The 14804-nt window shown below is 60.3% G+C and carries 12 protein-coding genes; 6 read left to right on the top strand and 6 right to left on the bottom strand.

The annotated features are described in order from the left end of the window. The first annotated feature begins 2 nt into the window (after nt 1-2). From HNO88_RS19885 to HNO88_RS19875, 3 genes are all read left to right on the top strand, one after another. The gene (locus tag HNO88_RS19885) at nt 3-428 is read left to right on the top strand and encodes a DUF3429 domain-containing protein (protein WP_184250004.1); all 426 of its coding nucleotides are present in this window, start codon (nt 3-5) and stop codon (nt 426-428) included. 37 nt (nt 429-465) lie between these two features. Next, nucleotides 466-777 (top strand): hypothetical protein, encoded by a 312-nt coding sequence (locus HNO88_RS22475; protein ID WP_246382146.1) that lies wholly within the window; start codon nt 466-468, stop codon nt 775-777. A 735-nt stretch (nt 778-1512) separates the two neighbouring features. Then, nucleotides 1513-4683 (top strand): PAS domain S-box protein, encoded by a 3171-nt coding sequence (locus HNO88_RS19875; protein WP_184250001.1) that lies wholly within the window; start codon nt 1513-1515, stop codon nt 4681-4683. A gap of 167 nt (nt 4684-4850) precedes the next feature. Here HNO88_RS19875 and HNO88_RS19870 read toward each other — a convergent pair whose 3' ends face one another. From HNO88_RS19870 to HNO88_RS19860, 3 genes are all read right to left on the bottom strand, one after another. Then, a complete protein-coding gene (locus HNO88_RS19870) occupies nt 4851-6683 on the bottom strand; it encodes a hypothetical protein (RefSeq protein WP_184249999.1) in 1833 nt (610 codons plus the stop codon). Then, nucleotides 6676-7605 (bottom strand): hypothetical protein, encoded by a 930-nt coding sequence (locus tag HNO88_RS19865; RefSeq protein ID WP_184249996.1) that lies wholly within the window; start codon nt 7603-7605, stop codon nt 6676-6678. Before HNO88_RS19865 ends, HNO88_RS19870 begins: the two co-directional genes overlap by 8 nt. Before the next feature lie 767 nt (nt 7606-8372). Continuing rightward, nucleotides 8373-8738: a hypothetical protein gene (locus HNO88_RS19860; protein WP_184249993.1), complete on the bottom strand. Its 366-nt coding sequence runs from the start codon at nt 8736-8738 to the stop codon at nt 8373-8375. 111 nt (nt 8739-8849) lie between these two features. Between HNO88_RS19860 and HNO88_RS19855 the strand changes: the two genes are divergently transcribed. Next, nucleotides 8850-10057 (top strand): IS3 family transposase gene (locus HNO88_RS19855; protein WP_376768789.1). Its coding sequence is split into 2 segments (ribosomal slippage): nt 8850-9174 and nt 9174-10057, totalling 1209 coding nucleotides; the frame shifts between segments, so codons are not numbered across the junction. A 344-nt stretch (nt 10058-10401) separates the two neighbouring features. Here the strand turns inward: HNO88_RS19855 and HNO88_RS19850 are convergent. Further along, nucleotides 10402-12660, bottom strand: a complete 2259-nt coding sequence (locus tag HNO88_RS19850) for an EAL domain-containing protein (protein ID WP_312857137.1) — start codon at nt 12658-12660, stop codon at nt 10402-10404. A gap of 437 nt (nt 12661-13097) precedes the next feature. On the opposite strand from HNO88_RS19850, the gene HNO88_RS19845 reads away from it, so the two are divergent. Next, nucleotides 13098-13520 carry a response regulator transcription factor gene (locus tag HNO88_RS19845; RefSeq protein ID WP_184249985.1) on the top strand — a complete coding sequence of 141 codons (423 nt, stop codon included), beginning with the start codon at nt 13098-13100 and terminating at the stop codon, nt 13518-13520. A 26-nt stretch (nt 13521-13546) separates the two neighbouring features. Here HNO88_RS19845 and HNO88_RS22470 read toward each other — a convergent pair whose 3' ends face one another. Both HNO88_RS22470 and HNO88_RS22745 read right to left on the bottom strand, forming a co-directional pair. Beyond that, complete coding sequence (locus HNO88_RS22470) at nt 13547-14248, bottom strand: cation:proton antiporter domain-containing protein (protein ID WP_312857136.1); 702 nt, start codon at nt 14246-14248, stop codon at nt 13547-13549. Then, nucleotides 14212-14520, bottom strand: coding sequence for a cation:proton antiporter domain-containing protein (locus tag HNO88_RS22745; RefSeq protein ID WP_281384061.1), 309 nt, complete (start codon nt 14518-14520; stop codon nt 14212-14214). The genes HNO88_RS22470 and HNO88_RS22745 overlap by 37 nt, the downstream gene beginning before the upstream one ends. Between HNO88_RS22745 and HNO88_RS22080 the strand changes: the two genes are divergently transcribed. After that, nucleotides 14519-14707 (top strand): hypothetical protein, encoded by a 189-nt coding sequence (locus HNO88_RS22080; protein WP_221420128.1) that lies wholly within the window; start codon nt 14519-14521, stop codon nt 14705-14707. The two genes, HNO88_RS22745 and HNO88_RS22080, sit on opposite strands and share 2 nt — an antisense overlap. The last annotated feature ends 97 nt before the right edge of the window (nt 14708-14804 follow it).

Here is a 14804-nt window from a genome sequence, read left to right as displayed (position 1 = left end):
CGATGGCACTGGGCCTTGCCGGCCTTCTGCCGCAGGCCGCATGCGTCGCTGTGTTGGCCGTTGGCCCCGAGCCATGGCACTTCTCGGCGCTGTCGCTCGGATATGCCTACCCTGCGCTGATCCTGAGCTTTCTAGGCGGCATGTGGTGGGGCCTGGCGGCTGGGAAAGCTGCGCCGACACCGCCATGGATCTGGTTTGCAGCCGTTGCTCCATCGCTTATCGCGCTTGCGACAGCGATCCCCTGGGCGGTCGGAGCCGGCTGGCCCGGACCTTCGCTGGTCGTCCTGGCAGTAGCGCTGCTCGCCAGCTTGCTGATCGACCGGCAGCTTTCAATTCACGGTCTTGCGCCCGCTTGGTGGATGTCCTTGCGCAAGCCGTTATCCCTCGGCCTAAGTGCATTGACGCTTGCAGTGGCGGCACTCCGCTAGCTGCTCGGCCCCATATCACCACGATGAAGCAACTCTGATGCCCAACTACCTTGTAGCGCAAAGCGAACTCCCCGAAGAACGGGAGAGACGGCGGGAGAGTGCCGGCAAGAGCGCGGGAGAAGCCTACCGCGCGACACTTCAGCAGCTGAAGCCTGGTGCTCGCATTGAGATCTCATCGCCCGCAGACGCGGATGCGCCGCGATACATTCCGGCCCAGCTTTCCGACTACGATGCGATCTTCCTGAAGAGCTCGCCGATGCACGGCTACCAGGAGCCACCAGAAGTCGATCGCCAGCTCGCCTTCATGCGCTGCGTGTTCGCGTCGGGTGTACCATCGTCCGGATTGTGAGCGGGGCTGCAGGTTGCGGTCGCGGCAGCAGGAGGCAAGGTCCTCAAGATGGCCCAGCGCATGGAGGCCGGCATCGCACGGCGGATCTGCGCAACGCCCGCCGCTCGCGCGCACCCACTTCTGCAAGGCCGCCCTGCAAGTTGGATGCGCCGGCTGTTCACGGCGACGAGGTTGAGGAACTTCCACCCGGCGCGACGTTGCTGGCATCGAACTCGTGACACAGGTCCAGGCCGCCGAGGTGCGATGCGACCGCGGCGTATTCTGATGGGTGCAATACCACCCCGAACTGGCGATAGGGGAGATCGCCGCAGCGTTGCGCCGGCAAGCCGCAAGCCTAGTTGACGCCGGTCTCGCGCATGACCAGGAGCCGTGCGCGCTTATGCCAAGGACATCGACGCGCTTCATCGGCAGCCCAACGACCGTGCGCTGACAGGCAATACTCGCCGTTTGAATCAGGACGTATGAACTTCGTATTCTGGTGCCAAGCTGCCCCTCCGCTCTACTCTGCTGTGAACCAACTGCAGCCACTCAGGCGGCGCTATCGGCTTCCTAGAAGCGGACGTCAGTTCATCTAACACCTGCGGTTCGCCCAGGCATCCATCAATCGGTTCGAGCGAAAGCTGTTGCACCGGGTGTCGGTATCTATACCCCAAGGATTCTGCATCAAGACCGTGAGGAAGCTGCTACGCGCCCCAAGGTAGCCGGCCAATCGGCAAGATGCCTGCGAAAGGTTGCATGAGCTTCATGCCTCGAGAAGGTAATCTGCGGTTCCTTGATGCCCATGGCGAAGTGGCATCGCTCATGCGCGGCCATGACTGGTCGACCTCACCTCTAGGGCGGCTCGAGATCTGGCCGCAGTCGCTGCGGCTCGTTGTAAGCCTGATGCTTTCCTCGAAGTTCCCCATGTTCGTGGCATGGGGATCCGAGCTCGGGTTCCTCTACAACGATGCTTATGCCGAGATCCTCGCAGAAAAGCACCCAAGCGCCCTCGGGCAGCGCTTCCATGACGTCTGGTCGGAGATTTGGGATGATATTGCGCCCCTGATCGACGCGGCGATGGCAGGTCAAGCCAGCTACCGTCAAGATCTTCCGCTGCTCATGCGCCGACACGGCTACGACGAGCAGACCTGGTTCACATTCTCCTACTCGCCCGTTCATGACGATGATGGCACGGTCGCCGGCATGTTCTGCGCCTGCACGGAAACGACCGGACGCATTCAGGCGGAGCGCGCCGTACGCGAGAGCGAGGCACGCTTTCGCAACATGGCCGACCATGCGCCGGTGATGATGTGGGTAACCGATCCGAGCGGCTACTGCACCTACCTGAATCGTGGCTGGTACGAGTTCACGGGACAAACAACGCAAGAGGCTGAAGGCTTCGGATGGTTGGAAGCAACCCACCCGGATGACAGCGCCGCTGCGGAGCAAGTCTTCCGCGCGGCCAATGCTGCAAGGGAGTCATTCCGGATGGAATATCGGCTCCGCCGGGCGGATGGCAGCTATCGCTGGATGCTCGACGCCGCGGCTCCGCGCTTCGACGAGCATGGCGTCTACCTTGGCTACATCGGATCCGTCATTGACATCGACGAACGCCGCGAGAGCGAGGAACGCCACCGCCAGAGCGAAGCGACTCTGCGCCAGTTCACGGACGCGCTGCCTGCTTTTGTATGGTTCGCCAAGCCGGATGGAGAGCTGACCTACTTCAACCGCCGATGGTATGATTACACGGGACAGTCTCCCGAGCAGTCGCTGCCTAACGGGTGGACCGATGTGCTCCACCCCGATGACGTCGAAGCCACAGCCGAGCGTTGGGCCCATGCGCGGGCGAGCGGTACGACCTACGAGATCGAGGTGCGCTACCGCCGATGTGACGGCGCATACCGATGGTACGTAGCGCGCGCAGAACCCATCCGCGACGACAACGGCGCGATCACGAGCTGGGTTGGCAGCTCGATCGATATTCATGATCGGAAAGAGGCAGAGACCGCGCTACGCGCCAGCGAAGAGCAGTTCCGCTTAATGGCCGATGCCGTGCCTCAGATCGTGTGGATCACCGATGCGGATGGTCGTACAGAGTTCTTCAACAAGCACTGGTCCGATTACACCGGTGCAGCCTATCACCCCACGACCGCGGAGCAGGTCGCAGCCGACCACGTCCACCCCGACGACGAAGCCGTGACGATGGAAGCGTTTGAAGAGGCACGACGCACCGAGACGACGTTTCGGGTCGAACATCGCATTCGATCGGCGAGCGGCGCCTACCGCTGGTTTCTTGTTCGCGGAGAGCCTTACCGAGATCCTCATAGCGGCTCCATCGTTCGCTGGTTCGGGGCCTCGGTCGACATCCACGATCGTAAACTTGCCGAAGCAGCACTGCGCAAGTTGAACGAGACTCTCGAGGCGCAAGTGGCCGCCCGCTCCGCCGAACGCGATCGCTTGTGGAATCTCTCCCAGGACATGTTCGCGCGGGCCGACTACGGCGGCATGATGTCGGCGGTGAGCCCGGCATGGACCCAGGTGCTGGGCTGGGAAGAGCGCGAACTGCTCAGCCGCGGATACGCCACCTTCATGCACCCTGACGATGCGCCGTCGACTCTCGCGGCGATTCAGCAGATGAGCGAGACGCGTCAGCCGACCCGCTTCGAGAACCGCATCGTGACATCCGCGGGAGAGTGGAAGGGCATCGAATGGACTGTCGCGCCCGAACCGGACGGCATGAACTTCGTGGCGGTCGGGCGTGATCTCAGCCAAGCCAAGGCCCGCGAAGTCGAGCTTGAAGCCGCACAGGAAGCGCTGCGGCAAAGTCAGAAGATGGAAGCGATGGGCAGCCTGACCGGCGGTGTCGCGCATGACTTCAATAACTTGCTGACCCCGATCATCGGCTCGCTGGACATGTTGGTGCGCAAGGGACTTGGCAGCGAGCGGGAGCGGCGGCTGATTGATGGCGCGCTGCAATCCGCCGAACGCGCCAAGACGCTGGTGCAGCGCCTACTTGCCTTTGCCCGGCGCCAACCGCTCCAGTCAACCGCGGTGGACCTTGCCAAGCTGGTCGAGGAGATGGCAGGCCTTGTCGAGTCTACCGTAGGGCCGAACATCGATGTCCGGGTCGAGCTTGCGACCGACCTGCCGCCCGCCTTTGCGGACGCAAACCAGCTTGAGATGGCGCTGCTGAACTTGGCGGTGAATGCCCGTGACGCTATGCCGGACGGTGGCCAGCTTACAATTGCCGCTCAGCGCGACAGCGTACGAGGCAGGCATGTGGCCGCGCTGAAAAGCGGACACTACGTCCGTTTAAGCGTGCAGGACACCGGCACGGGAATGGACGAGGCAACCCTGAAGCGAGCGGTGGAGCCGTTCTTCTCAACCAAGGGCATCGGCAAAGGCACCGGCCTGGGCCTGTCGATGGTACATGGGCTCGCCGCACAACTCGGCGGAGGGCTGACCATCGAGAGTGAGCCAGGGAGTGGTACAGCGGTCACCCTATGGCTGCCCATCAGCGCAGCGCCCATTGAGGATCAGATGCAGGTCAGAGATGGTGCGGCCGCCCCTCTGGCGCGTGGGACTGCGCTTCTCGTGGACGACGAGGAATTGGTGCGGATGAGCACGGCTGACATGCTCAACGACATGGGCTTCGAGGTCGTCGAAGCTGGTTCCGCGGAAGAGGCCTTGAGCCTCTTCAAAGGCGGTTCGCTACCCGACCTCCTTGTAACCGATCACTTGATGCCCGGCATGAACGGGGTGGAACTCGCGCGTGAGGCGCGGGCACTCTCGCCAGCCCTGCCCGTCCTGATCGTATCGGGCTACGCCGAAATGGAAGGCATCGCTCCGGACCTGCCGCGGCTGATCAAGCCCTTCCGCAATGCTGATCTCGCCGAGAGCCTCAAGGCACTCCTCCCCTCAAATTAGTCAACCATCAGACGGGAGCGTGGGACCCATCTGCGGACGCTCGGTGGCGCTCCGGCGCTTTCCACAAGCTGCCGTTCATACATCTTCGATCGTGCAACGTGGTTTCAGAGCTTGTGCCACCCAGCCCTGCTTAACAGTTGCACGTTGGGACATCAGAGTGCGGTTTATCACTTCTCGGAGCGTGGCCACCAGGCCGCCAGCAATGCGCCTCCTGCAATCAGGATCAGCAACAAGCTGGTCCAGAGGACACTGTCGGCAGCTTGCCAGCCCTTGGCCGTCGTGTCGCCCACAAAGTAATCGTAGAAGTTAAACGCCAACTGTCCCATACCGGACACGCCTACGATCCCAAAAAGCAGGGCAATCTGACGGTCTGACTTCTGCTGGTCCGCTTGTGCGGTATCGGCTCTCTGCCGAGCAGCGTCGCGAGCTTCCTCCTCCAACGCGGCTAGGCCTTCCTTGTATATCGCCTCAAGCCGGGAGGTGCCTCGCAGACGCTCCAATTCCTCGAAGACATTCCGCTCGGTGTCGTAGCGGAAAGGGTTGAAATAACGATGGCGATCAAAACGCTCGAAGCTTTCGATCCGCAGCCGGTTGATGCTGCGCTCGACCTCATCGACATCTTTCTGGCGCACGGCTTGATATACCGCGGCAACGCGCTTCTCCTTCTGCCTCGTCAGGTGCTCGTTGCTGAGCGCCAGTACGTGGATCAAGAAAGCGTAGGGACACATCAGGATGTGGTCGTTGCCCACCTCCAACGTGCGTGAGCGCGACACGTAAGTGAGCATAGTGCGTTGGTTGGCGTAGCGGATGAAGAACCCCTCACGCAACTGCTCGTCCGACACTGGGTAGATCGGATCGAGGCTGTCGAGCACCTCCGATGCCTCCTGGTTTGCCCAATCAATGATGTTCTGGTTGAACCCCGCGAGGAACAGATAAAGCAGTCGTTCGCGCGCAGTTGGTAGAGGCAGAGTGTCGGCCGGCACTTCGTGTTCCTTGCGACCGAGAAGCCGGTCGACCGGCCGCCGAGGCGAATTGCGTACGGGCGCATCCTCGGTGAGCAGCCGGCACCAATAGTGCTTGTCCAGGCGGTGCTTGCCCATCATCGGCACGATCGCCTTGATCGCCGCTGGGTATTGTCTGAACTCGCCGTCTAGCACGCGTTCGCGGCGCGGTACCAGCCCACCGTTTGGTGCCTTTGGCTGGATCAGCTTGAAAAACGCCTCATCCTGAATGAAGATCAGCGAGCGTGCTTCACGCGTCGTAATGCCCGAAACTTCGGCGCAATCCTCTGCTGGGCAAAGCTGATCGAAGCCGGTCACGGCGTTCGCTCCATGAACTTGGGCGACAATCGCGCTGTCTGCCTCGAACCAGCGTGCGAGGGTGCACCAGAAGGTGTCCTCCTTAACACCATCTCGCAGGCTGACCCGCAGGTGATCATCAAGGTTCGCACTGCCTTCTGCGCCCAACACGTCGCACTCCTTAGGCCACGCGAGCTTCTGCAGCAACGAGAGGAAGTAGAGGGTCGAGACCCGCCCTTGGTCGAGTTCAAGGTCAAGTTGGTCGCGGTAGCGAACCTCAAAGCTGATGTGCCACGACATCGAGCCGTCGCTATGTAGGTACCAGAAATTGCGCATGTCGGCTGTGCGCGTGCGGTCGCCCGGTGGCAACGGTACGTCGAAGCGGCGGCCTTCCGTCATCCAGGCGATGCTCTCAGGTAGCAGGAATCTGACCTGACGCCGCTCGCCCTGAACCAGCAGGCGGTCGAGCACGGCACCTTGGCGGCTGCGATCTGCGATGTCATTGAACAGCGGCTCGATGGCATCCCGCATGGTTCGCGTTTCGCTATTGAGCTCTTGGTCCAACCTCTTGAGGTTGTCCGTTGGACTGTACTCAGGGCTGCTCGCTTCGCGGTCCTCTACGCCCTTGATCCGCGCATAAGGAACGTAGAACGAAAGAGTCCAGAACAGAGTACCGTCCGCGACCTCATGCGACTCAGTCATCGCCTGCAACCGTCCGGGCAAAGTGGCGGAAACTCTCACCGACTGGCCTGCTGGGCAGAGCACGTAATGCGGCGATCGCCGGCGCCATCGGCAGCAAAGTGACCGGCGTGCCGCGCTGAGCCATCGCCGCCAGCGTGGCCAGCTGGCGAGAAGCGACCGGGTCGATAGCGAGGTCCTGGCCTTTCAAAACGGATATTCCGAAGAAACTCTCAAGGTGCGCTGCAAAGTAGCACGCATCGATCACCGCGCTCGGGAAGTTGAGCACGGCGTATGTCAGACCCTCATCGCTCGACTGGCCGGCCGAGAGCGCCGGCTGGACATAGGGGAAATCGACCACGCGCGCACCAAGCCGCGCCCAGATCTCTAGTCGGTCGACCTGATCTACACCTGAATGCTGGCTGTCAGTGGCATAGTCGCTGTCGGAGAGAGCGAGCGGGTCGTTCTGCTCGATGAAAATCGCGGGTGGACACGCATCTTCCGGTATTTCAACTGCGGCATTCGCGAGCGTACCCACCGCATCCTTCAGCAAGCGTGCCAACCCGCGACCGCGCTCGGCGGCCTCAACGTAGAGATAATTGAGCGCTACGGCTGTTGGCGGGTGCCCGATCGGGGGGTGATTTACCCGCGTCGCGAGAAAGTTGGCCCCACCAACAACATTTCCAGTGCGCTCGTCTTCGACCACCATCACCATTTCACGGTGAGTGCGCCCGAAGCAGTGTCGAGCTACAGGGTTGATGGAGAGGCAGGCCCGGAAGCCCTGCGTTTCCTCTCGCTCGTTAGGCAGGACGAAGGCGCGATCGTAGCCTTCGAGAAAGCGATCGAGCACGGGCGAGTCCGGTTGCTCCGTTGCGCGCAAGATAAGGCCTTGACCGAGAGACCGGGTCCAGGATTGATCGGGAGCAAAGCCCGTCTTGGCAAACATGCAGTCATTTATATACGTGATGGAAACCATCCGCCAGTGATGTGGCCGAGTGCGCTCCATACCCAGCTCGTCAGGGCGCTCACCAAGCTCCGGATCGGTCGAGATTGCCGTTTGAGCGTGTCGGATCGGCTTCGTCGTAGACCCAGTTCCGCTCATCCGGGCGACGGTTTGCGCTCTCCGGAACCTACCACTCGTTCAAACTGGAAACGGTTGTTCGTCGAGGCTGCCCTTTTAGCAGGGTAGATGCGTCAAGCCTGTTGCAAGTGGCTGCTTCGTTGGCGTAATCGGGCTGATGAGCATGTCTCCCATTGAACGGGCCGCGCGGTCGTTTGCCATTTGCGCGAGCGGGCTAGACGAGTGGGATACGATTGATCTCGCCACGCAACAGCGCCTAAAGGACGCTGTTGCTTGCGCCCTGAGCGCAGTACGCCAGCCGAGTTCGTCTGCACTCCGTGCTGGAGCGAGGGCAGCAAGGCAGACTCATAGAAGCGACGCAATCCAAGCCGAAGCCACATGGCAGGCGATGATCGATGCTATTGGAAAGGAACGCTAAGGCGGCGCTTGCGATCGCGACCCCAGTGCTCGCGAAGCTCAGAGGCAGCCCCTGATCTTCCTCGTGCCACGTCAAAGCACGCCGACCCAGTTCCGGCGATCCGGGGGGCCTTGCCGGCTCCCCAACTTCTGCCATTTGTTCACCTGAACGGCCGGCCACTTCCGGAAGGCCGGCTTCGACACCGGGAGCATCGAAACGGAGTGGGAAGCGGACATCAAATCCCGTTGTCTAGACGGTAACTCGCAACTGCTGCCGCTCGCCTGACCCCAGCCGACAAGGGATGGCACACGAAGTTATAGTCCCCTGTGTCGCCAACCAGAGCGAGAATGGCTTCCATCGCCAGCTTTACCGCCTCGATCGACTGAACCTCGGCTTCGCTGACAAGTGAGTATCCCTCTGTCGAGCTATCGAAGTCATGGTCGTCGAAGAAAACGTGGAACACTTGATCTACGCCGGATGCTGGCCCAAGCTGACGCTCTTCCTGCCATGGAACCCTAAGCTCGTCGGTGCTTAGTTCGGCCAGATGCGTTCTCAGTTCAGCACGCAGACGGGGCCACAAGAGGGTCGGCAGATCGGTCATGTCTCGACAATCGCTCCAATGCCGAGTGTCTGCAATGAGCTGGCCCCCGTTTCGTCCGGACACCCTCAGGCATAGAATGGAGGCTTGGGGCTATCCCCTGAGCACATGCTTATGTCTGGATATGAGGTTATCGCTGACGGTGGCCGCCGGCGGTTCTGGTCGGCCGCTGAGAAGCTGCGGATCGTAGAGGAGACGCTGGACGGCAGCGCCAGCATCTCGGTGGTTGCGCGGCGTAATGGCGTCTCGGCCAACCTTCTGTATCGTTGGCGGCGACTGATGCTCGAAGGAGGCAGTGTCGCGGTGACTGGCGACGACGATGTGACCAGCAACCGGCTTGTCCGGCAGATGGACCAGCGCATCCGCGAGCTCGAGCGCCAGCTCGGTCGCAAGACCATGGAGGTCGAGATCCTGAAGGAAGCGCTGGACAAGGTGCGCCCAAAAAAACCGACCTTGCTCATGCGCTCGCCCTTGGAGGACGATTTGCCGTGAAGGCGATTGCACAGACGCTCGGCGTCTCGCGGTCGGCGGTGCAGGAAAGATTGAAAGGCAGGAGCCGGCCTCGTGGTCCATACCGCAAGGTCGACGATGCGGTCGTCCTGCCGCTGATCACCGCGCTGGTCTCGGCTCGTCCGACATACGGCTACCGTCGCATCATTGCTCTGCTCAACCGTCAGATGCGCGAGAGCGGTACCGCGCCGATAAACCACAAGCGGGTATACCGGATCATGAAGGCCAACCACTTTCTGCTGGCCCGCAAGTACGAGATCCGGCCCGACTATGGTCACGAAGGCAAGGTCGTGACGATGCGCTCGAACCTGCGTTGGTGCTCCGACGGTTTCGAGTTTCACTGCTGGAACGGCGAGGTCGTGCGCGGCGCCTTCATCATTGATGCGCACGATCGGGAGATCATCAGCTGGCGCGCTGTGGTCAACGCAGGGATCAGCGGATCGGAGGTGCGCGACATGATGCTGGAAGCTGTCGAGAAGCGCTTCGGCACCTGCCAGGCTCCGGCGCCGATCGAGATGCTGACTGACAACGGCTCGCCATACACCGCCCGAGAGACCCGCATCTTTGCCCGGCAGATCGGTCGCAAGCCGTGCTTTACGCCGGTGAAGAGTCCGCAGAGCAACGGCATCTCCGAGGCCTTCGTGCATACGCTCAAGCGCGACTACATCCACGTCTCACCGCTGCGGGATGCTGTAGCAGCGCTGGCATTGATCGAGACCTGGATCGAGGACTACAACGACTATCACCCCCACTCGGGCCTCAAGATGCGCTCGCCACGCGAGTTTCGAACGGCTCAGATTGCAACGTCCTGAGGGTGTCGGTGAATTTGGTGCCAGATCAGGGCTCAGGCCGCGCTTACAGCACAGTGAGGCGATGATTGAACTCGTGGAGCAAGCATGCTTCCGTAAATGGAGTTGAGTCGTCTCACCTGGTCACCGTCGAGGAGCTCCGCTATCAACGCCAACTCCGACAAAAAAGCCTCGCCGAAGCGAGGCTTTTCACTTGTTTCCAAGCCGGGGATCAACCCCAAGCTTCTCCGTAAAGCCAACGCCAGATCATAAACGTCTCCGTTCCGTCAGCGCCCCCATGCGCCGCAGACCGCAATACCGCCAGACCCAATCGTTAACAAGCCTTAACTCAAGAAATTAGAAAAAACTTAAACTATCGCTTTCGTGCGAGCTTCGGTTCCACTCGTCTCGAGAAAGCCGCGAAGGGCCCACTTCGGCATGGGCCTAGCGGTGTGGTACCCCTGGACCATGTCACAGCCCATCCAGATAAGCTCGTCCAGGATCTCGGCGTTCTCAACACCCTCAGCGACTACCTTACGGCTTAGCGAATGAGCCAATTGAATTGTTGAGTTAACCATTATCCGGTCGCTTTGAGAACGATGAAGCATGGAGATGAAGGTTCTATCTATCTTGATTTCAGAAGCCGGAACTCGCTTCAGGTATTCAAGTGTAGAGAAGCCCGTCCCGTAATCATCTATGGACAACTGCACACCGATTTGACTTAGCTCGCGAAGGATATCTTCCGCCTCTGTGCCACTCCGGAGGGTGCTAGTCTCAGTGATCTCCAGAATGAGCAACTCTGGCGGGAACCGAAGCCTTCGAATGGTCTCTCGGACCATCACGACGATTGCATCGCCGACGAGCAGGGTCGCCGAGAGGTTCACCGCTATGGAGAACCTACGGCCGCTGCTATTGATATCCGACGCCGTACTCACCGCGTCCTCAAGGACAAACCTTGTAAGTTCAGCGATTCGGCCACTTCGCTCAGCCGCTCCAATGAACTGGTCTGGAAAGATGTTCCCCTTCTCGGGGTGCGTCCAGCGAACCAATGCCTCAGCGCCAACTGTCACACCGGTAACGCAGTCGAGTTTGGGCTGGTACGCTACCCAGAGCTGTCCTGTCTCAAGCGCATAATCAAGACGGCTCAGAAGAGACATGGTCCATTCTGCATCTTCCAGCGAAGCAGGGTCGAAGCACTTCCACCGAAGTCCCTCACGCGCAGCCTCGTCAGCAGCAGCAAGAGTCCCGGCGATGCGTTGGGAGAGTGGGCGCTCCGCCTCTAGATCGTAGCCGAACGCTACTTGTACATCCAGCAGTCGGGCACCGACTACCGCGGGGCTTCGGAACAGCGCGTACAAGCCGTCAAGTTGATGTTGCAGCTCACCCTCAGGAGCTTGGCTCATCCAAAGAAAGGTGCCGTCGTCCGCTTGGTAAACCGAAGATCCATCGGCTCCGAAGCGAAGCCTACTCACCACCTGCTCCACCAGCTCCTTTTCCCACTGATCGGCTAGCGAGGCGCGGATCTGGGAGCGGTTCTGTATCCTCAGTGAGACTAGAATGCCCGGCGAAGTTGCGCCAACTTCCATAAGGGCGTGCAGGTTCGGCAATCCTGAAATTGGATCCGTCGCGCTTCGAAGACGTAACTTGTTCCTCCACTCGGCCCATGCGCGAGCGCAACGCGCCCCTATCAGAACTACAAGTGAAGGCACGATCACGAGATGTACCTGGTAAGCTTCTAGCCAGAGCGGCACCAACATCAATGTGCCGACACCGGAAGCGGTCAACAGACCTGCCACAACCCGGCTTGAGCGAACGACCACGCCGAAACTGAGGATCGCGGCTACGAGGAACGAACCGAGCCAGCCCAAGTTGATCGGAGAGCCAGCCAGCAGGGTTTCCGCCGCGACGATCTGGATCAGGGGAGCAGGTACGACGGAGTAGCCAGGAGCCCGAAAGCGCCTAGCATCTACATCGGTCCTAGAAATTACGACATCTTTCCCAGCAAGCTCTCGTGACTTGAAGCGATGATGCATAACATCACTGGCGCTCAAGGCAGGAACACTTCGCAGGTCAATTGCGTAATCGATCGGAAACGACGACCACGTATCATGCACCTTTAAACCAGCGAAATAGGCTGGTAGCGAGGGGATAACACGATCTTGCGACAGTACCGCGAATGGTTGCTGACGGGCTACGTTGTCCCACCCCAGCTTAGTGTTGACATTGACAACAGGCGCAGCGGGCGCCAGCCCTCGCAAAGGAACGCTCTCGTGCTGCTTGCCCGTCAGCGGGTCTACGGTGAACCGATTGGATATCGAGAGACGAGCGCTAAACCGTCGCATCTCGTTGCCTAAGATGCCCGATGGAGAGAGCGCGTCTGGACCTGTCGATTCAAGATCGAGATGTACGCGCCGCGGATTGGCACTTCGTACAACCGATAGTAGCCGTGCAAGGTTTTCGGCCGACCAAGGCACAGTCCCGACTTCAGCAACGCTGCGATCATCAAGGCCAATCAAAACTAACTGACCGCTTGCCGGGTGTGCTCTAAGTTTATTGCGACCTACATGAAGCGCGTCCTCCAGAGGATCAGCTAGTCCGAGGACGCCGAAAAGCGCGCCCAGACACACTACAGCTGCGAGTGATCTGAAGCGATCAGCAAACTTGTCTGTCTTCCATTGGCGCACGAGCAGGTAGCTGCATAGTCAAAGTCAAGCGAACCATGCATCGTAAAAGTTAGCAAATCTGCAAAGGCTTGTGAAAAAGGCGCGACGGTGAGCGGTTTCAGGCCGAAGGATGAGCTAAACCGCGGTACAGCGGCAAGAGGCTACCTGCCGGGACGGTTCAACTTACATGGGAGGTGACAGAGGGTGAGCCGGAACCAAACATCCGCCTGGTCTGGCAGGAAAAAGGTGCCCCCCCCTTGCAGCTAAACCGGCGCGAGAGGGTTTCTGCTCAACGTTAATCCGCATGGGCCTCAACGGTCCCGGCGACGTACGACTAGAATTTGGGTCCGTGGCCTCACCGTTGAAGTCAGCGCTCCACTTCATCACGTGCAAGAAGTCTGATGCTTCAACGGTTTAATGGTCGGTCTAAATTGCTCGAGCGCTTGCCTATCCTGATTGTAGAAGATGAACCCGTGCTTCGACTCGAAGCGCTGGACATCGTGGAGGCCGCTGGCTTCGAGCCAGTGGAAGCGACTAGCGTCGAGCACGCGATCCGCATTCTGGAAGAGCGTACGGACATACGGCTCGTCTACATGGATCGCGACATGCGGCGCGGCATCAAGGGTATCGAAGTCGCCGCCGCTATTCGCAATCGGTGGCCGCCCATTGAGATCATTCTGATCGCCGCTTTTTCGACTGGCGCAGAACTTGAGCTACCCGTCAGGGCGCAGTTCTACCCCCAACCAGTCCGACACAACCAGATCATCGGCGCCATGCAAACGATGATGAGGAACGTTCAGCAAGGCGGAGCTGCGCACTGCTAAGGGAGACCTGAAAGCAGGATTGCGGTCTAGACCTCGCCGAGCGCGCGACGGATCTGTGCTTCCTCAAGATCAAACTCCTCTCCAAGGGCACGGTGAGCCGAACTGTCCATCTCATCGGCTTGATCCACAAGCTTCCTTCGCGCGGCATCGATCTCAACCAGCCGCATGCGACGCTGCGTTTCAAGGTCGCTTGGCGAGCCGTCATCATCATGGCCAGCCATCTTTAAGCGTTCGGCTCGCGCCTGATACTCTTCCACCGCTTCCTCCGCCGCTGGCGCATCGCGCGTTCCTGCACTGCCGGCATGTTGCTGCACGGCGTCGAGCGATACAGCGGCCATCTCGACACGCACCTGGATGGGAACGGTTGTAGCCGGAATATCCTCATCCTTTTCCAGACCGAGCCGGCGGATAACCCAGCCCAAACTGGTTCCTTGCACCACCAGCGTTGCGAAGATTGCACAGAAAGCGAGGAACACGATGATGTCGCGCGCTGGAAATGGCGCCGGCAAGGCGAACGCCGCCGCAAGGCTCACCACGCCGCGCATGCCAGCCCAGGACAGCACGAAGGAGTGTGTCCAGTGTGGAACAGGATCCCGTTCGCATAGCGATCGAGGCAGCAGGCGTGGAACCCATGCCCTCGGGTATACCCAAAGAAACCGGCTGACGATCAGCGTGGCTGAAACCGCGAATCCTAGCGACGCCAGCCGGGCGAAGTCGTGGCCCTCGATGGGCGCGATAATACCCCGCAGTTGAAGTCCGGTGAGGATGAAGAGAGCGCAGTGAGTAGGAAAACGATGAAGCCCCAGATGTTGGCAATCGCGATTCGGCTCTGCGCGGTGAACTCGACATGCTGCTGGCCGCCGAGCACGAGCCCGCATGCAATGGCTGCGAGAACGCCTGACGCGTGGAACCACTCGCCCACGAGATAGGCGATGAAGCCAGCTAGGGAAGAGACGGTCACGTCCAGAACAGTTTCGTCCAGCCGAGCGAACACCCACATGGCAGCGCCCAACCGCCCAGCCAGCAAGTGCGCCGCCAAGAGAAGACGCGAAGAACTGCAGGACGCCTTCGGTCAAGCTGAAGCTTCCAGCGAGCGTCGCTGCGACCGCCAGGCGATAGAGGACCAGCGAGGACGCATCGTTGATGAGGTTCTCGCCTTCAAGAGCCGTGACGATGCGTTTGGGTAATCTAGGCCACCGACTCATTATGCCTGAGCCAGATGCGTATGGATGCGAGTTGGACTGAGGCGAGGAAGTTGTCGTCGCGTTTGTCATAGCGGGTTGC

Origin of the sequence: Novosphingobium chloroacetimidivorans (assembly GCF_014204535.1) — a bacterium.
GTDB classification, from domain to species: domain Bacteria; phylum Pseudomonadota; class Alphaproteobacteria; order Sphingomonadales; family Sphingomonadaceae; genus Novosphingobium; species Novosphingobium chloroacetimidivorans.
This window is presented reverse-complemented; position numbering and strand designations above follow the sequence as displayed.